The organism is Methylobacterium persicinum (assembly GCF_022179525.1).
Taxonomy (GTDB): Bacteria; Pseudomonadota; Alphaproteobacteria; order Rhizobiales; family Beijerinckiaceae; genus Methylobacterium; species Methylobacterium persicinum.
Window position 1 is genome coordinate 154,980 of record NZ_BPQX01000011.1, and the last position, 23,440, is coordinate 178,419.

The window sequence follows — 23,440 nt, forward strand, 5'->3', positions numbered from 1 at the left end:
GGCCGGCGGCTTCCCGCCGCCTCAGGTGGCCGACGGCCTGCTCCACACGTGACCGCCAGCAGCGAGCGCGCTCAAACCGGCACCCTCCGAGGCCGGCCGATAGGTTCGCGGGCAGACGCCGCCGAGCCTGTTCGACAATCCAGACCGAACTTCGCATTCACCTCTGGCCGATACGGAACCGAAGAAACTTCCGGCCCGGCGGAAACCTGAAGCTGCTCCAGGTTTGTTGACCATCGTGCGTGCGGCCATCGGCCCATCTTCTGTCGCCGGTCGGGTCAGACGCGGGCTCGTCCGAGGCACCAAGCCGAGCCGGGGCCCGCTTGCGCCTGTCTGGCTGCCGACCTGTTCGGGGAGGTTCCATGCTGTCCGCTCGCGGCCCTTCGCGTGAGGTGGGCAATATCCCGGAACCGGCGCGAGCGCGGGAGTCGCCACCTTCCTCGCCTTCGCCGCGCTTGCCCTCGTCCGCTGTGGCTTGCCCATCCATCCATCTTCCGTCCGACGTGCCACTGGCCTCCGTGGCTCCGTACGAACCGGCGGCCGCAGGTGCCCTTGCAGCGCTCGGGCGGGTCGGCTTCGGCTGACACCTCCGACGGTGCTGCGCCACCTGCGCGCGCAATGCGGGCCGTCCCGGCAGGGCTCGCGACCGAAGAGGAGCTGCCGGTGAGCAGGACATCCCTCGCAAGTCTGGGTGAACGAGATGGCTGGAAGCTACGACTTGATCATCATCGGCAGTGGCACGGCGGCCATGGTCGCGAGCAATCGGGCCTCGGCCGCCGGCCGTAAGGTCGCAGTGACCGACTTCCGGCCCTTCGGCGGCACCTGCGCCCTGCGCGGATGCGACCCCAAGAAGATGCTGGTGACCGGCGCCCAGGTGATGGACGACATCCGCCGCATGCGCACCCGCGGGGTGGTCGCGCCCGAGGCTCGGATGTCCTGGCCGGAGCTCATGGCGTTCAAGCGCACCTTCACGGCCCCGATCCCGGAGAAGCAGGCGAGGAACTACGCCGGGAAGGGCATCGACGCCTTTCACGGCCAAGCCCGCTTCGTGGGTCGGAACGCGGTCGCGATCGCGGGCGAGGGCGTTTGCGAGGCGCGGCACATCCTGATCGCGGCCGGAGCCCGCCCAGCGCCGCTCCCCTTTCCCGGCGCCGAGCACCTCGTCACCAACGAGGAGTTCCTGGAGCTTGAGGAGCTCCCGCCTCGTATCATCCTGGTCGGGGGTGGCTACATCGCGGCCGAGTTCTCGCACATCGCGGCCCGGGCGGGCGCGAGCGTCGCGATCCTGCAGCGTGGCGAGCGCCTCCTGACCCAGTTCGACCCCGAGCTCGTCGGTTGGCTCATGGAGAGCTTCCACGAGGCGGGGATCGACGTGCGGACGCGGCGCGCCGTCGTGCGGGTCGAGAAGGCGGGGCACGGGTACACGGTCCTGACGCGGTCCGAGACCGGCGCCGAGGAGGCGATGGAGGCCGACCTCGTGGTCCACGCCGCGGGCCGAATCCCGGATCTGGAGCCGCTGCAGCTCGATGCCGCCGGCGTCGCGCGGGACGAGCGCGGGCATCTCAGGCTCAACGCGTTCCTGCAGAGCCCATCGAACCCTGCCGTCTACGCCGCAGGCGACGCCGCCCGGACGGGGCCGCCCCTCACGCCGGTATCGAGCCACGACGCCAAGGTTGCCGTGCGGAACATGATCGAGGGCAATCAGTACCGGCCTGACTATCGCGGCGTCCCGAGCGTCGCCTTCACTATCCCCCCGATCGCGAGCGTCGGGCTGAGCGAGGCAGAGGCGCGGCAGAGGAACTTGAGGTTCCGCCTGCGGAGCCAGAGGGTGTCCGGCTGGTACACGGCCCGGCGCGTCGCCGAGCCCACCTACGGCTTCAAGGTTCTGGTCGACGAGGACACCGACCGCGTGCTCGGTGCGCACTTGGTCGGCCCCCACGTCGATGAGGTCATCAACATCTTCGGCCTGGCGATCCGGCATGGTCTCACGGCCGAAGACCTGAAAACGACGATGTTCGCCTACCCAACCGGAGCATCCGACATCGGATACATGCTCTGAACGGCTGCGTTCTCGACGAGCAGGTGAAGGCAGGCGGCCTCGGAGAGCGGGGGCGTGGCTTGCACCCGGCTGCGCCGTCGCAGCCGGACGGAGTCCCGCGGCGCCGCCTTCGTGACAGGCACGTCCACGTCGCTGATCGTCGACGAGGCCGCGACACCCGCCCCTGGGGCTTCGCCTCGCCCGGCCGAGAGTCCCCGACGCTCGCGCAGGTCCGCGGCTTGGCAAACCAGCGCGTGTACGGCGCAGCGGCAGCGAGGATGGCGGAGCCGCTCCAGCGCTTCCAGGGGCTCTGCACCGGGGCCCTCCTGCACGGTACGCTCCTGCTCCGCTTGCGCAGCGGGACTCGGTGCACCCGAGCGGCCCGCCGGCGCCGGTTGGGCCGTCCGCGGTCACCTCAAACTGGGCTGGTGGGCCGTCCCGGCCTTAAGAGGTGTCGAATGCGGGGCACGGCTCCGCTCCGACGCGTTCCGCCTCAGAGACCCTGCCGCCCCGGGACGAGAACGGACCGTCGAGGCTCAATGCGGCTGCCTCGATCGACTTCCATACGTCGGGGAAGCGCGTCCCGTGCCCTGCTCGTCCGCGAAGCCAAGGCATGCCTCGGCCACGCAGGCCGATGCCGACGACGGGTCGGCCGCGCCGGCGAGGGCCTCCAGGGCGCGCATGAGGTGCTCGGCCGCGTCGCGATGTCCCTCGCGGCGCGCCTGCCGGAATGCGGAGAGGATGACGGTGTCGAGGGTATCCTCCTCGAATTCGGGTGTTGGCGTGCTCAGGGGCGTCCTCCTTCGACGGACGGCGTCTCGGGCCTGAAGAGACGCACGGCAGTTGCGGCCAGCGCCAGTTCCGCCGCCGCGAACAGCGCGAGCGTCGTCCCGAACCCGAAGCGGAGCAATCCGCCGAAGAGCAGGCTTCCCAGCCCGAACCCGGTGAACAGCAGGCAGACGTTGAGCCCCATGGCCTGCCCCGGACGTTGGCCCCCGAGCGCGGTGACGACGCCGGCGAGCAGCGGCTGGGTCATGTCGTAGCCGAGCGACAGGACCGTTACCGCCGCCGCAGCCAGGAGAAGCGGCGCGTCGAGGGTCAGAGCTGCCGCCGCGAAGGCCCCCAGGAGCAGCCCGACCGGGAGCAGGCGGCCGCGCCCTCGCCGGTCCGCGATGCGGCCGATGACAGGCCCCAGGAGGAAGCCCGGGATGCCGTAGCCGAGGAGCGCAAGGCCGACCCCGACGGGACCGAGCCCGTATCGCTGCTCGAAGTACAGGCCGAGCCAGGTGAACACGCCGGAGTGGAACATCGAGTTGAGCAGGACGAAGCTATAGGTGCGGCGTCCGCGTGGGATGAGCAGGAGGTCGCGATAGCCGCGGAACAGGTCGGGCAGCCGTGTCCCGATCGCCGTGGCGCCCGGGATGATCCCCCGTGACGGCGCAAGGACGAGCAGGAGCGCGCCCCCGGCGGCGCCGACGGTCAGGAAGAGGCCGCGCCATCCGGCGACCGGTTCGAGCAGGGCGCCGAAGGTCGACCCGAAAGCCATGCCGCCGGCCATGGCGCCGAACAGCCATCCCAAGGGGCGCCCGCGTCGTTCGTAGGGGAAGAGCCGGCCCACGAGAACGAGGCCGAGGGGGACGACCCCGCTCGCCCCCAGGCCGGTCAGGAAGCGCCACGTGGCGAGTTGCCCGACCGAGCTCGCCGTGGCTGTCAGGGCCGTCAGCGCAGCGAAGGCGGCCAGGGAACCCGCCATGACGCGCCAGACGCCGAGGCGGTCCGCCAGCAGCCCGTAGACCAGCGTCGCCGCGCCGTACGGAATCAAATAGGCCGGAACGATGAGCCCGACACGCTCGGGCAAGACGCCGAACCCCTGCGCCAACTGCGGCAGGACCGGCGCGACCATGAACGCCTGAAAGAAGATCACGAACGCCGCTGCCGCGAGCACGCGGAGGAGGCGCTCGCGGTCAGCCTCCGCGGGTTCCGCCGTTCCGGGGATCATGCCTGTACCTCGGCGCCGTCGAACCCGCCATTGGCGAGCGCCGACCGGATCTCCGCGGGTCCGACGCGGGACGGCTCGAAGCGAACGGCGACGTGCTTACGCCAGGCGCTGGCCCTCGCCTGCCGGACACCCGGAATGGCCATCAGCAGGTCACGGACCGTCTCGGCGCAGCCGTCGCATAACATGGTTGGCACGGAGAGGGTGACCTCCGTCAGAAAGGCGGTTTCGTCGCTCATGAGGTCTCCGGGGTTCAGAGCAGGTCCGCGTAGACCCGCGCGTAGTAGGCGCTGACCAGTAGGAGGGCGGCGCCGCTGAGGAGCTGCAGGGCTCGGCCCCAGACGCCGAGGCGGGCCAGGCGGGTGACCGCGCTCCCGGCCGCACCGGCGGCGAGGAAGGGCAGGCCCCGACCGAGGCCGAAGGCGAGGGCGAGGACGACGCCGCGCCCGTCCCGACCCTCCGCGGCCGCCACCGTGAGCAGCAGCAACAGCGGCGCGGCCGAGGTGCCGACGCTGAACACCACGCCGTAGGCGAAGGCGCCGAGCAGGCCGGGGTGGCGCCAGGCCGTCAGCGCTCGGGTGCGCAGGCGCGGCCACCAGAAGGCGAGCAGCGCCGCCGCGAGCGAGACGCCGGCCATGAGCAGGGCCCAGCTCCGGCCGAACGCCTCCGTCGCGAGCGCGCCGAGATGTCCCACCGCGGAGCCGAGGGCGGCGAGGCTCAGGACGATTCCGGCGAAGAAGGACCCGGCCACCTGCAGGCCGGCGCGGCGGGACCCCGCCTCCGAGGCCCCGGCGACGCTGGCCAAGCCGAGCCCGACCGGCAGGGTGCAGGGGCAGACCGCGCTGGCCAGGACCCCGGCAAGGAACGCGATCCAGAGGGCGGCCGGCCCGCCGGCGCCGGTCGCCAGGGGCCGGACGAGATGTTCGAGCGTCACGGCGCCACCACGGGAGGACCGGGGGTGTAGCCGAGGCCCGCGACGGCCGTCCGCACGCGACCGAGCAGGAGGGGTCGGCCGGCGGCGTAGGTGACGCGGAGCGTGCGGCCGACGAAATCGATCTCCGCGTCGGTCACCCCGTCCACCTTCCGGACCGCACGCTTGATCGAGGCGGCGCAGGAGAGGCAGACCATGCCTTCCACCGGGAGGGTCGCGACCTTCAGATCGGAGCCGCGGCGTGACGTGGCCGGCGTGTCCTCTTGGGCCCGAACAGGCCCCACCGGTCCCAGGAGGAGAGCTGCCAGTGCGGCCGCCCCGCTCGAAGAAATCAGGAACCTCATCGCCGACCTCCTTCGATGGCGAGCCCGTTCGTCCCGGGCAGGCTGCCGACGCTCGTGATCGCCCCCAGGAACAGTCCGGGCTGGCCCCAGAGGGAATTGAGGAAGATCGCGGTGACGCTCACCGCCATGGCGACCATGGCCCAGATCGGGTTGATGAGGCCGGTCGCGGCGATCGGGATGCCGAGGCCGTTGAAGGCGAAGGCGAGCCAGACGTTCTGGAGCATCTTGGCGTAGCTGCGCCGGCTGATGCGGCGGGCGAGCGGCAGCGCGGCCAGGCGGTTCGACAGGATGATGATGTCGGCGGCCTCGATGGCGATGTCGGTGCCCCCGCCCATGGCGATGCCGACATCGGCCTGCATCAGGGCGGGCGCGTCGTTGATGCCGTCGCCGACCATCGCGACCTTGGCCGTCGCCTGGAGGCGCCGCACGGTCTCCGCCTTGCCGTCGGGCATCACCCCCGCGTGGACCTCGTCGATGCCCGCCTCGGCGGCAATCCGGCGGGCGGCCCGCTCGTTGTCACCGGTGAGCAGGACCGTCCTCACGCCCTCAGCCCGCAAGGCCGCGACCGCCTGCGCCGCGTCGGACCGCAGGCTGTCGTCGAGCGCGAGCAGACCCAGCAGGCGATGGTCCCGGCTGACCACGATGACGGTGCGCCCGGCCCCCTCCAGGGTCAGGATGCGCGCTGAAGCGGGCGCGAGATCGATGCCGTGGCCGGCGAGGAAGGCCGGGCTGCCGACCAGGACGTTGCCCGCCTCGGTCTGGGCGACGATGCCCTTGCCCGGGACGGCCTCGAACGAGGTCACGTCCGGGGGCACGGCGCCGCGAGCGAACGCGGCCTTGACCACCGCCTGCGCGAGCGGGTGCTCGGACGAGGCCTCGGCCGCGGCGGCAACGGCGACGAGATCGGCCTCGCTCCCGGAGAACGCCTCGACCTCGCGGACCGCGGGCCGGCCCTCGGTGAGGGTCCCGGTCTTATCGAAGACGACGGTGTCAACGAGGCGATAGCCCTGGAAGGCCTCGCCGGTCCGCATCAGGATGCCGTGCTCGGCGGCTTCGCCGGACCCCCGCACGATGGAGAGCGGTGCCGAGATCCCGACGGCGCAGGGATAGCCCATGACCAGGACGCTCAAGCCCGCGAACACGGCCCGCTCGATGTCGGGTTCGCCGCCCGCCAACCACGAACCGGCGAGCCAGCCGACGAAGGCCAGCGCGGCCACCGCGAGCACGGTCGGGGTGTAGACCTGCAGGACGCGGTCGACGAGGTGGAGCAGGCCAGGCTTGAGGGCGCGGGCGTCCTCGACCTCGCGCACCACCTTCTGCAGGAAGCTGCCGGCCCCCACCGCGGTTACCCGCACCAGCAGGGTGCCGGTGCCGTTGATCGAGCCGCCGATGACGGCGTCGCCCTCCGCGCGCTCGACCGGGATCGGCTCGCCGGTGACGAGGGCCTGGTCGACGGCGGAGCGGCCGCCCGCGACCGTGCCGTCGACGGGCACGCGCTCCCCGGGGCGGATGCGGACGAGGTCGCCGACTGCGACCGCGTCCAGCGGCACATCCCGCTCCTGGCCGTCCCGGACCACGCGGGCGGTCTCCGGCTGGAGGTCGAGGAGCCGCTTCACGGCCTGGGAGCTGCGCGTCTTGACGATGAGGGACAGCCACTCGGAGAAGATGTGGTAGGTCGCGACCATGACCGAGACGGCGAAGAACGGGGCCGTCGGGTAGTCCGGCCGGTCGAGAACCAGCCCGATGACGCCGCCGAGCATGCCCGCGAAGGCGCCGATTTCCAGCAGCACGTGCTGGTTCAGGATGCCGCGGCGGAGGGCCTGGACGGCCATGTGCAGGATGTGGCGCCCAACCCCGAAGACGAGCACGACCGCGAGCGCGGCGACGAGCCAGGGAGCGGAGGCCGTTAGGTAGCCCTGGAGGTTCAGGTAGAGCAGGCCGAGTGCCAGGACTGCGAGACCGGTGGTGCTGGCGGCCGCGGCGAGGAGGCTGGTCTTCCGCAGGACGAGGAAGACCATCGCGCCGAGGCTGAGGCAGACCAGGGCGGGTAGGAAGCCGATCCAGCCGAGGGTGGGATCCGCGATGATGGGAATGGAGGCGACGCTCAGGGCGACCGCCACGACGAAGCGGCGGCTCTCGCGCACGAGATCGCGCTCCTCCTCCTCGTAGGGCCGGACCTTGCGCGGGTCGGAGATGGTGTAGCCGATGTCGCGCAGGATCCCCAGCAGCGCCGCCGGCCGCGCGACCGCCGGGTCGTACTCGACGAGGGCCTGCTCGTGGGTCAGGCTGACCGCCACCTTGTCGACGCCGGGCTGGCTGCCCAGAGCCTTCTCGATGGTTCCGGTGCAGAGCGAGCAGTGCAGGCCGCCGATCCGGGCACGGATGCGCGCCCGGTCGGGCCGGCTCGCCGGCTCCTCGCTCCACAGGGAAAAGTCGGTGTCGAGGGTTGCTGCGGCCATCGGTCCGTCTCCAGGAATGTCCAGCCGGCCGGATCAGGCCGAAGTACGGGCCACGACCTGGAAGCCGCGCTTCTCGATCAGCTCGACGAGGCGGTCCTCGCTGGTGGTCGCCGGGTCGTAGAGGGCGCGGACGCGTCCCTCGTCGAAGGAGACGTCGATGCCGCGGACGCCGGGATGAGCCTCCAACAGAGAGCCGACCGAGGCGGAGCAGGCGGCGCACCGCCAGCCTTCGACCTTCAGGGTGACCGTCCTCATGGCGTCTTCCTCTTTCTCGGCGCGCCGCATCGGCACGCCGCCGGTGCCGGCGGTGCCTCGTCGAGGGCTTCCAGGATGGTGCAGCCACCCAGCCCGCCGTGGCCCGGGCACGAGGCGACCACGGCCTCCAGGGCGGCGCGGACGCGCAGGAGTTCGGCGATCCTCGCGTCCACCTCGGCGATCTTGTGCCGGGCCCGGGCCCGCACGTCGCCGCAGTCGGCCTGCGGGTCGGCGCGCAGGGCGAGGAGCTCCTGCGCCTCCTTGAGGGAGAACCCGATCCTCTGGGCCTGCCGGATGAAGCGGATGCGGGCGATCACCTCGGGCGGGTAGGTCCGATAGCCGGCCCCCTTGGCCGGCTGCGCGATCAAGCCCTGGCGCTCGTAGAACCGGATGGTCTCGACGCCGACGCCGGCCTCCCGCGCCGCCTTCCCGATGGTCGGATCCCGCATGTGCTGCCCCGGCATCACCAACGCCCCGTGAGCCTAAGGTCCGTACCGTAGTACGGGGTCAAGGGCGTTTTACGAGGGAAGTCTTCGGGCTCTCGCTCCCGGTTATCCTCCGTGGTTTCCGGAAGGGGCGGCCCATGGGCTCGGTCTGCCGCCGGGCGGCGGCCCGAGATGCCTCAGGGATAGGCTCGCACCGCGTCATCGTGCGATGCGGACGGGGCGGGCAATGGCCTCGCGGGTCCCGCGCAATTCGCTGGAGGGCAGGTAACGCGGGTCGAGGTCGCCCACGCGCGAGAACGCCGGCCCGGCGAACTGGGCGCGCACGTCGTCCCCGCGGTTGTCCCGAGCCACCCGGAAGAAGTTGCGCGCGGTCCCGCCCTCGACGCCGAGGGCGAGGTCGAGCATGCGCACGATGCCGGAATAGATGCTCGTGGTGCGCGCGACCTCGAAGGCCGCCGCGACGTCGCCGCCCGCCTTGCCCAGCCAGAGCACGTCGATGAGTTGCACCGTCTCGGCCGAGCCGCTCGCGGTCAGGCGTTCGGGCAGGCGGTTGAGGCAGCCGCCCGACAGGCGGCCGGGGCCGTAGGGACGGCCGGCGTCGTTCGAGGCGATCCAGACGTCGAAGCCGAGGGCCAGGCCGAGGTCCCGCAGCCAGCCCTGGATCTCGGTGTGGGTGTGGTCCGCCTTGCTCGCGGCCTGCGCCCGCACCCGGTCGAGGTCCGCCCGCCGGCGGGCCAGGGCCGCGGCCCCCGTCGCGCTCGGGCAGCGGCCGGACCCGACGTCGAACAGGAAGCCGGCGACGCCCCCGTCATCGTTCGAGAGGAGCGTCCGGTGGCTGGCGTTGAGGGCGACGATCCCCCGGGCCCATGGCGAGGGACTCGTCCCACTTGCCGAGTGTCGCGTTGGCCCCGGTCAGCGCGTTGTAGCCCTTCACGATGGCCGTGTTGAACGGGCTCACCCAGGTCGGGTGCAGGAAGTAGAGCAGGTTCGCCGCCGCCGGGCCGAGGCTCGTGATCCCCGCCTGGTCGAGCGCTTGGATGGCCGCGAGCACCTGCGCCTCGGCGGTGCCGCGCAGGCAGGCGTCGAGGAAGCGCCCGAAGGCGACCTGGTTGGCGCCGTCCTCGTGGATGTCCGGGATGCGCAGCTTCGGCTTCCAGAGGAAGGCGTGGTCGGCGCCGTGGAAGACCTGGCGCTGCTCTGCGATCGCGTGGGCCCCCGTCTCCAGTCACGAGCCGCGGTAGGCGTTGCCGAAGGTGTCGGCCCGGATCTCCTCGACCACGGCCTGGAGGCGGCGTCGGATCGCGCGGAAGTTCTCGATGCGCTCCTCCCACAGGGACCAGGTCCGGTGGGAGCCGCCCGGGTCGTCGCGCCAGGCCCGGATGCGGTTCCCGATCCAGGCCGCGTCAGGCAGGGAGGGTTCGGTCGGTCCCGGTCTCGTCCATCACCTGCATCGGCGCGGCATACCCGTCCTTCGCATCCGGATGGGAGCGTACCATCCCGCCTTCGGGAACGCTGTCATCGGCAAGGCTCACGCGGGCAGTGTGGTCGGTCGCGTCGAAGGCGGCGCGCTCGGTCAGGGCGCGGCCCCCTCCCCGCTGGCCTGCCGGACTCGGCGCGGCAATTCGCGCGCGAGCGCCGTGCGCCGACAGGGCGTCATCTTACGCCATGCCCTGATCTCCGAACTGGTCCGGCCGCAGCCGACGCACCAGCCCGACCGGCCATCGAACCGGCAGACGCCGGTGCAGGGATCCTTCTCCGTCACGGCACGCCCTCCCTCGCCCGCAACGGGCTTCTCGCTCGACATACATAGGGTAGCCCCCTATATTACGAAGCGAAGGGAGCCGACCCATGTCCCACACCGTCAAGGACAAGACCAAGCTTCTGGCGCGCGTGCGCCGGATCAAGGGGCAGGCCGAGGCCGTCGAGCGCGCCCTGGAGGCGGAGATCGGCTGCACCGACGTGCTGATGCTGGTCGCCTCGATGCGGGGCGCCATCAACGGGCTGACCGCCGAGCTGATGGAGGACCACATCCGCCATCACGTCGTCGACCCCGCTCGCGAGCCCGACCCGGAGCGTGCCAAGGGCGCGGCCGAGCTCATCGAGGTCGTCCGGACCTATCTGAAGTAGGAGGGCGACCCGTCATGGTCCCGTTTCCCGAATTGCTGCAGCAGGGGACCGCGCACGCCTGGCTGTTCGTGCCGAGCGCGATCCTGCTCGGCGCCCTGCACGGCCTGGAGCCCGGCCACTCCAAGACGATGATGGCCGCCTTCATCATCGCGGTCCGCGGCACCGTCCTGCAGGCGGTCCTGCTGGGCTTGGCGGCGACGCTCTCGCACACGGCGGTCGTCTGGGTGATCGCGCTCGGCGGCCAGTACCTGGGGCAGGCGTGGGGCGGCGAGGCGTCCGAGCCGTACTTCCAGCTCGCCTCGGCCGTCCTCATCGTCGGCATCGCGCTCTGGATGGCGTGGCGCACCTGGCGCGAGCAGCACCACGACCACCACCACGACGCCGAGGGCCACGGCATCATGGCCCGCGATGGCGTCTTCCAGCTGGAGGTCATCGAGGACGGCGTGCCGCCGCGCTGGCGCCTGAGCCGGGTCAAGGGCGTGCTGCCCCCGGCCCAGCGCGTCACCCTTGAGACGGTCCGACCCGACGGTGCCCGCCAGGCATTCTCGTTCGCGAGTGGGGGCGACTTCCTGGAGAGCATGGAGGAGATCCCGGAGCCGCATGCCTTCAGGGCACGGCTGCACCTCGATGGGTCCGCCGGGGCGGAGATCCACGAGGTCGCGTTCGAGGAGCACGGCCACGCACACGACCACCTGAACCTGGGCGACGAGGACGACGCACACGCCCGGGCGCACGCCGAGGCCATCCGGCGACGGTTCGGGGGCCGCACCGTGACCACCGGTCAGATCGTGCTGTTCGGCCTGACGGGCGGCCTGATCCCGTGCCCGGCCGCCATCACGGTGCTGCTGCTCTGCATCCAGCTCAAGCAGTTCAGCCTCGGCTTCGCGCTCGTCGTGTGCTTCAGCATCGGGCTGGCGCTCACGATGGTGTCGGCCGGAATCCTGGCCGCGCTCAGCGTGAGGCACGTGGCGAACCGCTGGTCGGGCTTCGACGCCTTCGCCCGGCGGGCCCCCTACGCCTCCGCGGCTCTGATCGTCCTGGTCGGCCTCTACACGGGCTGGCTCGGCTGGGAGGGCATCCGGCACGGCCACCAGGAGCCTGCGACGACGATTGCCGTGTGGGCGCCGGCCTGACGGGCGCCGCGGCCCTTGACCTTCCCACCAGGGGAAGCCCCATCTGCGTAGGACGCCACCGACGGGAGGGCGTCATGGTCCGCTACAGGGTCGAGAAAATGGGCTGCGGCGGCTGCGCCCGGACCGTCATACACGTCGTGACCGATATCCGATTTTGACGAAACCGTTCGATTCGATTCACAATCGGTCGATTGCGATTCTGGCGAAACACCATGGCAAATCCCGACCGCACCTACTTGGTTTACGCAACGAACACGGACGGCCACGAGGTTTGCGCAGGCGAATACGCGGCCAAGTGCGCAGATCATGCGATCAACCTGGCCAAGGCAGCCGGGTACGGCGGCACCATGGTCGCGCAGCCCTCGCCGGGTCAGCTCGTTCGCGACCATTACCGGAAGGACAAGGGGCGCGGCTGAGACTATCGCTGGACCGGTTCGGCCCCGACCTGGCCAGGCGGCGCGACCGCGCTCATGCGACGCCTCAGCGAACTCGGTGGAAAGCCCGGCTTGCGCGGCTTTCTTCGGGTGGCGCGTCTTTTCGAGGGAAAGCCATCAATTGTGGTTTTCACCTCCTGTCCCGGAAAAGCCTGTTGACCTTCCCACTATGGGAAGCCCCATCTGAGCGGGACGCCACCGAGGGGAGAGCGTCATGGCCCGATACAGGGTCTCGGAACCGGGTTGCGGCTGCGACCAGGCCGTCACGCGCCGTCCTCGGCGTCGAGTCCGGGGCTCGGGTCAATGCCGACCTGCGGGCCAAACGCGTGACGGGTTCGGGCGCCGGCGGCCTCGCCGACCGCATCGCCCAGGCCATCACGGCCGCCGGCTACCCGGCCGAGCCGTTGCCCGCGGCACCTTGAAACGCCGCCGCGGCAACCAAACCTGCACGCCGGCATTCACGTCCCTGACGACATAGTCCCGCCACTGGAAACGGTGTAAGCAGCCCTCATGAGCCCCGACCGGCAAATCGTGCGCCTGATGGCGGCGATGATCCTCGCGATCATCGCCTACGTCGCGCCGTCCGCCGTCCAGGCCCACGAGGGCCACGCGCACCATGGCCGCCACCAAGCCGCGGCGGCATATGTCCAGGCGGCGCCCTCCATCGCTGAGACCACGGTTTCCGCTGCCCCTTCGCGCGTCGTAAAGACGTCGGCGAGGCCCCGGACCGCTGTCGATCTTCAGGCGCCGGCCGTCGAGCCGGTGGCCTCGCTGCGAGCGAATGACGCCGGCGGTAGGTGCTGTCCGGCCGGCTGCAGGGGCTCCTGCTGCGGGACCATGGTCTGTTGCGCGTCGGGCATCATGTCCGGCACGGGGGCCCTGTCACTTCCCGTGGTCCGCACTGCCAAGCTGATCCCGCACGACGTCGCTGGCCGCCCGGGCGTCGGCCCCGAGGCCCTGCCCAAGCCGCCACGAACCCTCGCGTGACGTGAGGCGCGCCTGAGGCGCGCAACGCCCGGACTGCGTCCGCCATCGCGGCGTGCATCCGGACTTCCCGACGCGAGGATACCCATTCATGTCGACCCGTCTTGCCGCCGCCCCCGGGGCGGTGGCGCTGCTTGCCGCCGTCCTGGCGGGGCCCGCGCTCGCCCACGAGGGCATGACCACGGCGCCGCGCCGCCGCCCGTCACCAAGACCATCGCGCCGCGCGGCGAGGCGCTGTCCGACGCCTTCGAGCTCGTCGCCATCCCGCGCGACGGCACCCTGACGCTGTTCCTCGACCGCTTCCGGACGAACGAGCCGGTGCCCGGCGCGACCATCGAGGTCGAGACGCCGGAGGGGGCCAAGATCGCCGCGGCCACGCCCGAGGGCGGCTACGCGCTGCCGGTGCCCTGGCTGGCGAAGCCCGGCCGGCACGAGCTCGTGGCGACCGTCACGGCCGGGGATGCGGTCGACGTGTTGACCGTGGCGGTCACCGTGCCCGATCCCGCCGCGCAGGCAGCCGCAGCGGCCGCCAAGCCGACGCCGACGCAAGCGGCCTTTGGACGCGCCTCCGAGTTCGCCCACGGCCTCCGGGAGCGCCTGACGGCCAAGGACCCGACGCTGGTGGCGGCGGTCGCCGTCGCGTTCCTGCTCGGCATGCTCGTCACCGCGGTCGTTCGCGGGCGCCGAGGCGCCCCCGCCCTGGCGCTGCTCGCCATCGGCATCACCCTCATCCTCGGCACCGCCGCCTTCGCGCACGGCGACGAGGACCACGGCGAGCCGATGCGGGGGGCCGCCCTGATCGAGGCGCGGGCCCCCGGCTCGGCTGACCTCGCCCAGCGCCTGCCCGACGGCTCCGTGTTCGTGCCCAAGCCCACGCAACGGCTCCTCGTCCTGCGAACGACCATGACCGAGCAGGGCAGCTTCCACCGCTCGGTCGAGCTGCCGGGCCGCATCATCCCGGACCCGAACGCCAGCGGCGTGGTGCAGTCCTCGGTCGGTGGCCGGCTCGCGCCACCGCCCTCCGGCCTCTTCCCACGCCTCGGCACCAAGGTGCGCAGGGGCGACGTGCTCGCGACCGTGACGCCGCCGGTCCAGGCCGTCGACGTCTCCGACATGCGCCAGCGGCAGGGCGAGCTCGACCAGCAGGTCGCCATCGTCGAGCGCCGGGTCGAGCGCTATAAAAAACTCGCCACCACCGGCGCCGTGGCCCAGACCCAGCTCGACGACGCGGTCGCGGAGCTGAACGGCCTGCACGACCGCCGCGCCGCCCTCGACAAGATCCGGCAGCAGCCCGAAACCTTGGTGGCGCCCGTCGACGGCGTGGTGGCGCAGGCCGCGGCCGTGGCCGGGCAGATGGCCGCGCCCGGCGCGATGGTGTTCCAGATCGTCGACCCGAACCGCCTCTGGGTCGAGGCCCTCAGCTTCGACGCGCTGACCGCGGCGCAGAACGCCACCGCCCGGCTCGCGGATGGCCGGACCCTCAAGCTCGCCTACCAGGGCACGGGGCTCGCCGACCGCAACCAGGCTATCCCGGTGCAGTTCGCGGTCCTCGGCGACGCCGCCGGCCTGCGCGTCGGGCAGTTCGTCACGGTGCTGGCCGGGACCGAGACCGAGCAGGCCGGCCTGGCGCTGCCGCGCTCGGCCGTGGTGCGCACCGGCAACGGGCAGGACGTCGTCTACGAGCACACCACCGCCGAGCGCTTCGAGGCGCGGCCCGTGCGGGTCGAGCCGCTCGACGGCGCCCGCCTGCTGGTGGCCGAGGGGATCGGACCCGGCAAGCGGGTGGTGACCCAGGGCGCCGAGCTCCTCGACCAGGTCCGCTGAGGAGGCCGGCCATGTTCACCGTCCTCGTCAGCCAGTCGGTCCGCAACCGCCTGCTCGTCCTCGCGCTCGCCGCGGTGCTGGTGCTGTACGGCGCCTTCACCGCCACCAAGCTGCCGGTCGACGTCTTCCCGGACCTCAACAAGCCCACCGTCACCGTCATGACCGAGGCGGAAGGGTACGCGCCTCAGGAGGTCGAGCAGCTCGTCACCTATCCCATCGAGACCCGGATGAACGGGTTGCCGGGTGTCACCCGCGTGCGCTCGGTCTCGGGGGTCGGGCTCTCGATCACCTACGTCGAGTTCGACTGGGGCACCGACATCTACCGCAATCGCCAGCAGGTTGCCGAGCGGCTGTCGCTGGTGCAGGACCAGCTGCCCCGCGGCGTGACCCCGGTCATGGGGCCGATCTCGTCCATCATGGGCCAGATCCTGCTGGTGGCGGTGACGGGCGAGACCGCGACCCCGATGCAGGTGCGCGAGGTCGCCGACTTCACCATCCGGCCCCGGCTGCTGACCATCCCGGGCGTGGCGCAGGTCATCCCCATCGGGGGCGAGGTGCGCCAGTTCCGGGTCAGCCCAAACCCGGCGGCGATGCGCGCGCTCGGGGTGACGAACGCCCAGCTGGAGACGGCGCTCGCGCAGTTCGGCACCAACGCCGGCGGCGGCTTCACCGACCAGAACGCCCGCGAGTACCTGATCCGGAACATCGGCCGGACCATGAGCCTCGACGACCTGCGCAACCTCGTGGTCGCCACGGTCGCCGACGCCCCGGTCTACCTGCGCCAACTCGCCGAGGTGTCCTTCGCCGCGAAGGTGAAGCGGGGCGATGCCGGCTACATGGCCAAGCCCGCGGTCATCGTCTCGGTCGAGAAGCAGCCCGACGTCGACACGGTGCGGCTGACCCGCAGCATCGAGACCGCCCTGAAGGAACTCAACCCGACCCTGCCCGGCGGCATCAAGGCCGACCAGGTCTTGTTCCGGCAGGCCGACTTCATCGAGACTTCGATCCGCAACGTCGAGCGCGTCCTCGTCGAGGCCGTGCTGGTGGTGGCCCTGGTGCTGTTCGCCTTCCTCTTGAACGTGCGCACCACCGCGATCTCGCTGCTGGCCATCCCGGTTTCGGTGCTGACGACCGCTCTGGTGTTCCACCTGTTCGGCCTGTCCATCAACACGATGACGCTCGGGGGGCTCGCCATCGCCATCGGCGAGCTCGTCGACGACGCGGTGGTCGACGTCGAGAACATCTACCGACGGCTCGGCGAGAATCGGAAGGCGGGCAACCCTAGGAGCACCTTCGAGGTGGTGGTCTCGGCCTCGAACGAGGTCCGCTCCGGCATCGTCTACGCGACGCTGATCATCATCCTGGTCTTCGTGCCGCTGTTCGCGCTCTCAGGCATCGAGGGCCGGCTCTTCGCGCCCCTGGGGCAGGCCTACATCATCTCCATCCTGGCGAGCCTGCTCACCTCCATCACCCTGACGCCCGTGCTGGCGTCCTGGCTGCTGCCGGGGCTCCGGAACCTGGAGGAGCACGACAGCCGCTTGCTGAAGCTGCTCAAGCGCGGCAACGCCGCCCTGCTGCGGGTGGCTTTCCGGCATAAGGGCCTGCTGGTCGGCACCGTCGCGGCCGCGGTGGCCGCCGCCGGCATCGCCGCCTGGAACTTGCCGCGCGCCTTCCTGCCGCCGTTCAACGAGGGCTCGTTCACGGTCAGCATGACCTTCAACCCGGGCATCTCGCTCGCCGAGAGCAACCGGGTCGGGCTGATCGCGGAAAAACTGCTCCTGGAGATTCCGGGCGTGAAGGCGGTCGGCCGCCGGACCGGCCGGGCCGAGCTCGACGAACACGCCGAGGGGGTGCATTCCTCCGAGATCGACGTCGCCCTGGACGATGGGCTGAAGCGTCCGAAGCAGGCGCTCGTCGCCGACATCCGCGGGCGCCTCGGTGCCCTGCTGGTGGCGGTCAACGTCGGCCAGCCGATCTCGCACCGGCTCGACCACATGCTCTCGGGCGTCCGCGCTGAGATCGCGCTCAAGGTGTTCGGCGACGACCTCGACGCCCTGCGCCGGGTGGCGAACGGCCTGAGGGACCGCCTCGCCAAGATCCCGGGGCTCGCCGACCTGCAGGTCGAGCGGCAGGTCCGCATCCCGCAGCTGGAGGTGCGCGTCGACTACACCCGGGCGGCCCTCTACGGGGTCCAGCCCGCCGCGGTCGTCGAGCAGATCAGCCGCCTCTCGAACGGGCGGGTGGTCTCGACGGTCGTCGACGGCGTGCGCCGCTTCGACGTGGTGCTGCGCCTGTCGGAGAACCGGCGGACGACGGCTGGCCTCGGTGACCTGCTGCTGGAGACGCCCTCGGGCTGGGTGCCGGCGCGCCAGGTCGCGGACATCCGCGAGACGGACGGGCCGAACCAGATCCTGCGCGAGAACGCCCGCCGCCGCATCGTGGTCCAGGCCAACACCACGGCCGAGAGCGACATGGCCACGATCGTGGCGGCGATCCGCGAGGCGGTGGCCCAGGAGCCGATGCCGCCCGGCTTCTTCACCAGCCTGGAGGGCACCTTCCAGGCGCAGGAGGAGGCGAGCCGGACCATCGCGGCGCTCTCCGGCCTGTCCTTGGCGCTGGTCTTCGCCATCCTCTACAGCCGCTACCGCTCGGCCGCGCTGGCGCTCATCATCATGGGCAACGTGCCGCTCGCCCTGATCGGCTCGGTGGCGGCCCTGTGGCTGGTCGGGCAGCCGCTCTCGGTCGCGTCGATGATCGGCTTCATCACGCTGACCGGCATCGCGGCCCGCAACGGCATCCTCAAGATCAGCCACTACCTGAACCTGTCGCTGCACGAGGGCGTGCCGTTCGGGCCCGAACTCGTCGTGCGCGGCAGTCTGGAACGGCTGACCCCGGTGCTGATGACGGCGCTCTCGGCCGGCGTGGCGCTGTTGCCGCTGCTCTACGACGCGGCGAGCCCGGGCAAGGAGATCCTGCACCCGGTCGCGGTGACGATCTTCGGCGGCCTGATCAGCGCGACGTTGCTCGACACCTTCCTGACCCCCGTCCTGTTCCTGCGCTTCGGCCGCAGGCCGCTTGAGCGGCTGCGTGCGCTGCACGCCGAGGCGCCGGCCTACCCATCCCCGGACGGCGCGCCCCCGCGGCCGGCCGAGGCCTACTGACCCCGCAACCGAGGAGTTCCCCATGATCCTTTCGAGAGTGACCCTGGCCGCCGGCCTGCTCGCCGCGACCGCCGCCTACGCCCACGAGACCACCGGCCAGCACGGCGGCCGGGTGGCGGACGCGGGCAAGTTCCACGTCGAGCTCGTCACCAAAGGCGAGACCGTCGACGTGTTCCTGTTGGACGAGGGCCAGAAGCCGGTCCCGACCTCCGGCTTCAAGGGCACGGCCATCCTCGTCGTCGGCGGCAAGCCGACCCGCGTCCCCCTGGAGCCCGCCGACGGCAACCGCCTGTCCGGCAGGGCCGCGGTCGCCCTCGGCGAAAGCCCCAAGGGGGCCGTGCAACTCACTGGTCCCGACGGCGCGACCGCCAGCGGCAAGTTCAACTGACCCCTCGCACCAGGAAGCCTCCTCGATGAAGACCCTGACCTCGACCCTCGCCGCCGGAGCCCTGGCCCTCGGCCTCTCGGGCATCGCCTTAGCGCACGAGGCCCACGACCATGCCAGCCATGGCGGTCACGACCACGCCGCCATGGCTGCCGCGGACAAAGCGGACACGCCGGCCACGAAGGCGTTCCGGGACGTCGATGCCGAGATGCACCGGAACATGGACATCCGCTACTCGAACGACGTCGACGTCGATTTCGTGCGCGGCATGATTCCCCACCACAAGGGCGCCGTCGGGATGGCCAAGGTCGCCCTCCAGCATTCCAAGGACCCCGAGATCCGGAAGCTGGCTGAGGAGATCATCAAGGCTCAGGACGTTGAGATCGCCCAGATGGAGGCCTTCCTCAGGAAGCGCGGCACCAACTGAGCGGTCGCGTCCGCGCGCAGGCGGCCCTCCCGAATACGTGATGCTTCAGAGTATTTATTTCAGAACGCATCTGTATCCCGTGAGTTCTATATTAGGGTAATGACGGTCTGACTTATCTGATACTGAGTCAGCATTCCAGTCGTGCCGCAAACCTTGCGATGGATAGACGGAGAACCTGAATGCACCAGATGTCGAGCGAGATGCAGTCCTGCATCGACGAGTGCCTACGCTGCTACCAGACCTGCCTCAGCATGGCCTCGAACCACTGCCTCCCGGCCGGCGGCAAGCACGTCGAGCCCGAACACTTCCGGCTGATGCTCGCCTGCGCCGAAATCTGCCGGACCTCGGCGCACTTCATGCTGTTGGGGACCGCACACCACAAGCATACCTGCGCCGAGTGCGCCGACGTCTGCGAGGACTGCGCCCGCAGCTGCGAGCAGGTCGGCGACATGCAGCAATGCGTCGAGCAGTGCCGCCGCTGCGCCGAGAGCTGCCGGAAGATGGCCGCCTGATGGATCCGGGGCGGCCGACCGGGCCGCTCCTCACCCCCAACGAGAGAAGGCAATCATGCTTGTTCGTACCCTGATTCTCGCCGCGGCCCTGGCGCTCCCGGGCGCCGGGATGGCTCTCGCGGCCGACCACGACCATGGCTCGATGCAGTCCGCCGTGAAGCTGCCGGAGGCCTGCAAGGCGGCCACCGCCGGCAAGGACGCCATGATGAAGGACATGCAGGGGCACATGTCCCAGGCCATGCAGGGCATGGGCGGCCAGATGACCGAGACCCAGAAGGGTCTCCAGCAGGCCATGATGTCGATGAACGGCCCGATGATGCAGGGGATGATGGCGGGCGACCCCGACGTCGCCTGGATCTGCGCGATGATCCCGCACCACCAAGGCGCCATCGACATGGCCCGCGCCGGGCTGAAGGGCGCCGACAACGCCGAGAGCAAGCGCCTCGCCGAAAAGACAATCGAGGAGCAGGAGAAGAGCATCAAGGAGCTCGTCGCCTGGCTCGACAAGAACGCCAAGACGGAAGGCAACCAGTAAGCCGCCGGCTGTCGTCGGGTCGCTTGCGGCCCGGCGGCGCCCGCTCGGCCATGCGGAAGGAGCGGTCATGAGCGACGCGCCACAGGGACACGATCCTGCCCCAGGAGGCCACGGCCATGCCGAGCACGGGCACGCACACGGCCACGACCACGGCCACCATGCCGGCGTCACGGAGAGCGAGGACGGCGCCTTCCGCGTGAAGGACCCGGTCTGCGGGATGATGGTCGACCCGCATGCGACGAAGCACCGGGCCGAGCACGACGGGCACCCCTACTACTTCTGCTCGAACGGCTGCCGGACCAAGTTCGAGGCCGACCCGGTCCGCTACGTCGACCCCGGCCGGGCCGCGAAGAAGGCCGACCCGGTGCCCGAGGGCACGATCTACACCTGCCCGATGCACCCCGAGATCCGGCAGCTCGGCCCAGGGGCGTGTCCGATCTGCGGCATGGCCTTGGAGCCGGTGCTGGTCGGCGCCGACAAGGGTCCGAGCGAGGAACTCGTCGACATGACCCGGCGGTTCTGGATCGGGCTCACGCTGACCCTGCCGGTGTTCGCGCTGGAGATGGGCGGCCACCTGACTGGCCTGCTCGACCTCCTCGGCCAGCAGAATTCGAACTGGGTCCAGTTCGTCCTCGCGACCCCGGTCGTGCTCTGGGGAGGCTGGCCGTTCTTCGTGCGCGCCTGGGCGTCGGTGCGCAGCCGCAACCTCAACATGTTCACCCTGATCGCGATGGGCACCGGGGTGGCCTGGGCCTACAGCGTCGTCGCCACCGTTGCGCCCGGACTCTTCCCGCAGGCGCTGCGCGGTCACGGCGGGGCGGTGCCGGCCTACTTCGAGGCGGCCGCGGTCATCACGGTGCTGGTGCTCCTCGGGCAGGTCCTGGAGCTCCGGGCCCGCGAGAGCACGGGCGGGGCGCTCCGCGCGCTGCTCGACCTCGCGCCGAAGACGGCCCGCCGCATCCGGCCCGACGGGACGGACGAGGAGGTGCAACTTGACGCCATCGGCGTTGGCGACCGCCTTCGCGTCCGCCCCGGCGAAAAGGTGCCGGTCGACGGTGCCGTCGTGGAGGGCCGCAGCTCCGTCGACGAGAGCCTCGTGACCGGGGAATCGATGCCCGTCACCAAGGAGGTCGGCACCTCCGTCATCGGCGGCAGCCTCAATCAGTCCGGCGCCCTCGTCATCGAGGCGACCAAGGTCGGGCGCGACACCATGCTGGCCCGCATCGTCCAGATGGTGGCCGAGGCCCAGCGCTCTCGCGCGCCTATCCAGCGTCTCGCCGACCAGGTCGCCGGCTGGTTCGTGCCGGCGGTCATCGGCGTGGCGGCGCTGGCCTTCATCGCCTGGATGGCGTTCGGGCCGGAGCCGCGCTTCACCTTCGCGCTGCTGGCGGCTGTCGCAGTGCTCATCATCGCCTGCCCCTGCGCGCTCGGCCTCGCCACGCCGATGTCGATCATGGTCGGCGTTGGCCGCGGCGCCGGGGCCGGGGTGCTCGTCAAGAACGCCGAGGCGCTGGAGCGCATGGAGAAGGTCACCACGCTGGTGGTCGACAAGACCGGCACGCTGACCGAGGGCAAGCCAGCGGTGACGCGGGTGGCGGCGGCGACCGGCTTCGACGAGGCCAGCGTGCTGCGCCTCTCGGCGAGCGTCGAGCGGGCGAGCGAGCACCCGCTCGCCCTCGCCATCGTGAAGGCGGCCGAGGAGCGCGGGATCGGCCTGGCTCCCGTGGCGGATTTCGACAGCCCGACCGGCAAGGGCGCGCTCGGCACCGTCGAGGGGCGCCGGGTGGCGCTCGGCAACGCCGCCTTCCTGCGCGAGCAGGGGGTGGAGGTGTCGACTTACGCGGCCGAGGCGGACGACCTGAGGCGAGATGGGGCGACCGCGATCTTCGCGGCCGTCGACGGGCGCGTGGCCGGCGTCATCGCGATCGCCGACCCTGTCAAGGTCACGACGCCCGAGGCGCTCGCCGCGCTCCGGGCCGAGGGCATCCGGGTCGTGATGCTGACCGGCGACAATCGGACGACCGCAGAGGCGGTGGCGCGCCGCCTCGGGATCGAGGAGGTCGAGGCGGAGGTGCTGCCCGACCAGAAGGCCGCCGTGGTCGAGCGGCACAAGGCGGCCGGCCAGGTCGTGGCGATGGCCGGCGACGGCGTCAACGACGCTCCCGCGCTCGCCGCCGCCGACGTCGGCATCGCCATGGGCACCGGCACCGACGTGGCCATCGAGAGCGCTGGGCTGACCCTGCTCAAGGGCGACCTCCTCGGCATCGTGCGGGCGCGGCGGCTGTCGAAGGCGGTGATGGGCAACATCCGCCAGAACCTGTTCTTCGCCTTCGTCTACAACGCGGCCGGCGTGCCGATGGCGGCGGGCGTCCTCTACCCGTTCCTCGGCATCCTGCTCTCGCCCGTCATCGCCGCCGCCGCCATGGCGCTGTCTTCGGTCAGCGTGATCGGCAACGCCCTGCGCCTGCGGGCGACCCGGCTCGGTTGAAGCGTCCCACCTCGGAGCCCCTTGTTCGCGCCCGTCGTCCACGACCTGATCCACCGGGTCACCGGCCTGGATCAGCCCCACGGCCCTGGGTGGATTGAGCTCGTCTCGGTCCTCGTTCTCGTCGTGGCGCCGGCCTGGACGGGAAGGCTGGCGCTCCGCCTCGGCTGGCGCTGGCTGCGCGGACGGCAGCGCCGTCGCGGCGCCGGAAGCCCGGAGCGGCGGAGCCTTGAGCGCGACGTCCCGCGGGCGACGCTGCGCTTCCAGCTGCGCCTCGTGCTGCTCTCGCTGCTGACGCTTCCGGCGGCGTGGCTTCGTCCAGGGCCGCCTCTCGCTCGACGCCCTGGTCGCGGCGCTGGCAGCCTTCAAGGAGATCGCGCCGGCCCTGCGCGAGCTGTTCGGCTTCGCGCAAGGCTGGTCCGACGCGAGAGCGCGGTTCGAGGAGATCACGAGGTCGCTGCAAGCACTTGAGTTGGCCGTGGGGCTGCGCGGCCTTGAGGTGAAGCTGGAAGCTCGCCACAGCGCGGCCGGACCCGCGTCGATCATCCACGCCATGTCGCGGCAGCTATCCGCTGTCGGGGTTCGCGGCGTCCTCCCGAAGTTCCGCAATTGAAGACCAGGCGCCGGTTCGTTCGTGCGCGCCTTCCATCGATGTTCGGCCGTTATATGGCATCCCGGACGCTCGCATTGCGTGCTCGCTCATACACTGCTCAGGCTTGAGTGAGTTGTCCGGACGATCGTTGTGTTCGGGATCTCGATGCGCGCCGCGGTGGAACATTGCATCATCGTCGGCGAGGTGAGGTGATGAGACAAGGCGCGGCTGTGCTGGCAGCGGAGGATGCGGGCCCTCACCGTCGCGCCAGGGCCGCCGTCCGGGCGATGGCCACGGTCGCCCCCCCCCCCCCCGCCGTGGCGTGCTGCGGGTTCGCGGCCAAGGGCCGTTCGAGAGACGGGAGCTGATGCCCCT

Annotated in this window: 21 protein-coding genes and 1 pseudogene; 12 read left to right on the top strand and 10 right to left on the bottom strand. The window is 71.2% G+C overall.

Annotated elements, in window-relative coordinates; all coding sequences use genetic code 11:
- Nucleotides 1-697 precede the first annotated feature (697 nt).
- Nucleotides 698-2,056: a dihydrolipoyl dehydrogenase family protein gene (locus MFF22_RS03025; RefSeq protein WP_012752959.1), complete on the top strand. Its 1,359-nt coding sequence runs from the start codon at nucleotides 698-700 to the stop codon at nucleotides 2,054-2,056.
- Nucleotides 2,057-2,822: 766 nt separating this feature from the next.
- On the opposite strand, the gene MFF22_RS03030 is transcribed toward MFF22_RS03025, so the two are convergent.
- The 10 genes from MFF22_RS03030 to MFF22_RS03075 form a co-directional block, all read right to left on the bottom strand.
- A complete protein-coding gene (locus tag MFF22_RS03030) occupies nucleotides 2,823-4,034 on the bottom strand; it encodes an MFS transporter (protein WP_012752957.1) in 1,212 nt (403 codons plus the stop codon).
- Nucleotides 4,031-4,270: a heavy-metal-associated domain-containing protein gene (locus MFF22_RS03035; RefSeq protein WP_012752956.1), complete on the bottom strand. Its 240-nt coding sequence runs from the start codon at nucleotides 4,268-4,270 to the stop codon at nucleotides 4,031-4,033. The genes MFF22_RS03030 and MFF22_RS03035 overlap by 4 nt, the downstream gene beginning before the upstream one ends.
- Before the next feature lie 14 nt (nucleotides 4,271-4,284).
- The gene (locus tag MFF22_RS03040; RefSeq protein ID WP_009866213.1) at nucleotides 4,285-4,965 is read right to left on the bottom strand and encodes a cytochrome c biogenesis CcdA family protein; all 681 of its coding nucleotides are present in this window, start codon (nucleotides 4,963-4,965) and stop codon (nucleotides 4,285-4,287) included.
- A complete protein-coding gene (locus tag MFF22_RS03045) occupies nucleotides 4,962-5,306 on the bottom strand; it encodes a heavy-metal-associated domain-containing protein (RefSeq protein WP_012752955.1) in 345 nt (114 codons plus the stop codon). Before MFF22_RS03045 ends, MFF22_RS03040 begins: the two co-directional genes overlap by 4 nt.
- Nucleotides 5,303-7,765, bottom strand: coding sequence for a heavy metal translocating P-type ATPase (locus tag MFF22_RS03050; protein WP_012752954.1), 2,463 nt, complete (start codon nucleotides 7,763-7,765; stop codon nucleotides 5,303-5,305). Before MFF22_RS03050 ends, MFF22_RS03045 begins: the two co-directional genes overlap by 4 nt.
- A gap of 33 nt (nucleotides 7,766-7,798) precedes the next feature.
- Nucleotides 7,799-8,020 carry a heavy-metal-associated domain-containing protein gene (locus tag MFF22_RS03055; protein WP_043766175.1) on the bottom strand — a complete coding sequence of 74 codons (222 nt, stop codon included), beginning with the start codon at nucleotides 8,018-8,020 and terminating at the stop codon, nucleotides 7,799-7,801.
- Nucleotides 8,017-8,469, bottom strand: coding sequence for a MerR family DNA-binding protein (locus MFF22_RS03060; protein WP_009866299.1), 453 nt, complete (start codon nucleotides 8,467-8,469; stop codon nucleotides 8,017-8,019). The genes MFF22_RS03055 and MFF22_RS03060 overlap by 4 nt, the downstream gene beginning before the upstream one ends.
- A gap of 195 nt (nucleotides 8,470-8,664) precedes the next feature.
- The gene (locus tag MFF22_RS24880; RefSeq protein ID WP_238231528.1) at nucleotides 8,665-9,174 is read right to left on the bottom strand and encodes a type II restriction enzyme NmeDI-related protein; all 510 of its coding nucleotides are present in this window, start codon (nucleotides 9,172-9,174) and stop codon (nucleotides 8,665-8,667) included.
- A gap of 100 nt (nucleotides 9,175-9,274) precedes the next feature.
- On the bottom strand, nucleotides 9,275-9,517 hold the full coding sequence (locus MFF22_RS24885) for a hypothetical protein (protein WP_009866593.1): 243 nt from the start codon (nucleotides 9,515-9,517) through the stop codon (nucleotides 9,275-9,277).
- Nucleotides 9,518-10,039: 522 nt separating this feature from the next.
- Nucleotides 10,040-10,270 (bottom strand): DUF1289 domain-containing protein, encoded by a 231-nt coding sequence (locus MFF22_RS03075; protein WP_012752952.1) that lies wholly within the window; start codon nucleotides 10,268-10,270, stop codon nucleotides 10,040-10,042.
- A gap of 44 nt (nucleotides 10,271-10,314) precedes the next feature.
- On the opposite strand from MFF22_RS03075, the gene MFF22_RS03080 reads away from it, so the two are divergent.
- The 11 genes and pseudogenes from MFF22_RS03080 (at nucleotide 10,315) to MFF22_RS03135 (ending at nucleotide 22,476) form a co-directional block, all read left to right on the top strand.
- The gene (locus tag MFF22_RS03080) at nucleotides 10,315-10,593 is read left to right on the top strand and encodes a metal/formaldehyde-sensitive transcriptional repressor (protein WP_009866592.1); all 279 of its coding nucleotides are present in this window, start codon (nucleotides 10,315-10,317) and stop codon (nucleotides 10,591-10,593) included.
- A 14-nt stretch (nucleotides 10,594-10,607) separates the two neighbouring features.
- Nucleotides 10,608-11,726: a nickel/cobalt efflux transporter gene (locus MFF22_RS03085; RefSeq protein ID WP_012752951.1), complete on the top strand. Its 1,119-nt coding sequence runs from the start codon at nucleotides 10,608-10,610 to the stop codon at nucleotides 11,724-11,726.
- A 212-nt stretch (nucleotides 11,727-11,938) separates the two neighbouring features.
- Complete coding sequence (locus MFF22_RS03090; RefSeq protein WP_009865907.1) at nucleotides 11,939-12,142, top strand: hypothetical protein; 204 nt, start codon at nucleotides 11,939-11,941, stop codon at nucleotides 12,140-12,142.
- Between the two features lie 528 nt (nucleotides 12,143-12,670).
- Nucleotides 12,671-13,147: a hypothetical protein gene (locus tag MFF22_RS03100; protein ID WP_012752950.1), complete on the top strand. Its 477-nt coding sequence runs from the start codon at nucleotides 12,671-12,673 to the stop codon at nucleotides 13,145-13,147.
- 88 nt (nucleotides 13,148-13,235) lie between these two features.
- Nucleotides 13,236-14,968, top strand: a pseudogene (locus tag MFF22_RS03105) (efflux RND transporter periplasmic adaptor subunit).
- 11 nt (nucleotides 14,969-14,979) lie between these two features.
- Nucleotides 14,980-18,129: an efflux RND transporter permease subunit gene (locus tag MFF22_RS03110; RefSeq protein WP_238247524.1), complete on the top strand. Its 3,150-nt coding sequence runs from the start codon at nucleotides 14,980-14,982 to the stop codon at nucleotides 18,127-18,129.
- A gap of 22 nt (nucleotides 18,130-18,151) precedes the next feature.
- Nucleotides 18,152-18,517, top strand: coding sequence for a hypothetical protein (locus MFF22_RS03115; protein WP_142583006.1), 366 nt, complete (start codon nucleotides 18,152-18,154; stop codon nucleotides 18,515-18,517).
- A 25-nt stretch (nucleotides 18,518-18,542) separates the two neighbouring features.
- Nucleotides 18,543-18,941 carry a CopM family metallochaperone gene (gene copM / locus MFF22_RS03120; protein WP_012752945.1) on the top strand — a complete coding sequence of 133 codons (399 nt, stop codon included), beginning with the start codon at nucleotides 18,543-18,545 and terminating at the stop codon, nucleotides 18,939-18,941.
- A gap of 179 nt (nucleotides 18,942-19,120) precedes the next feature.
- Nucleotides 19,121-19,453, top strand: coding sequence for a four-helix bundle copper-binding protein (locus MFF22_RS03125; protein WP_009865580.1), 333 nt, complete (start codon nucleotides 19,121-19,123; stop codon nucleotides 19,451-19,453).
- 55 nt (nucleotides 19,454-19,508) lie between these two features.
- Nucleotides 19,509-19,988, top strand: a complete 480-nt coding sequence (locus MFF22_RS03130; protein WP_009865581.1) for a DUF305 domain-containing protein — start codon at nucleotides 19,509-19,511, stop codon at nucleotides 19,986-19,988.
- A gap of 67 nt (nucleotides 19,989-20,055) precedes the next feature.
- Nucleotides 20,056-22,476, top strand: a complete 2,421-nt coding sequence (locus MFF22_RS03135; protein WP_012752944.1) for a heavy metal translocating P-type ATPase — start codon at nucleotides 20,056-20,058, stop codon at nucleotides 22,474-22,476.
- The last annotated feature ends 964 nt before the right edge of the window (nucleotides 22,477-23,440 follow it).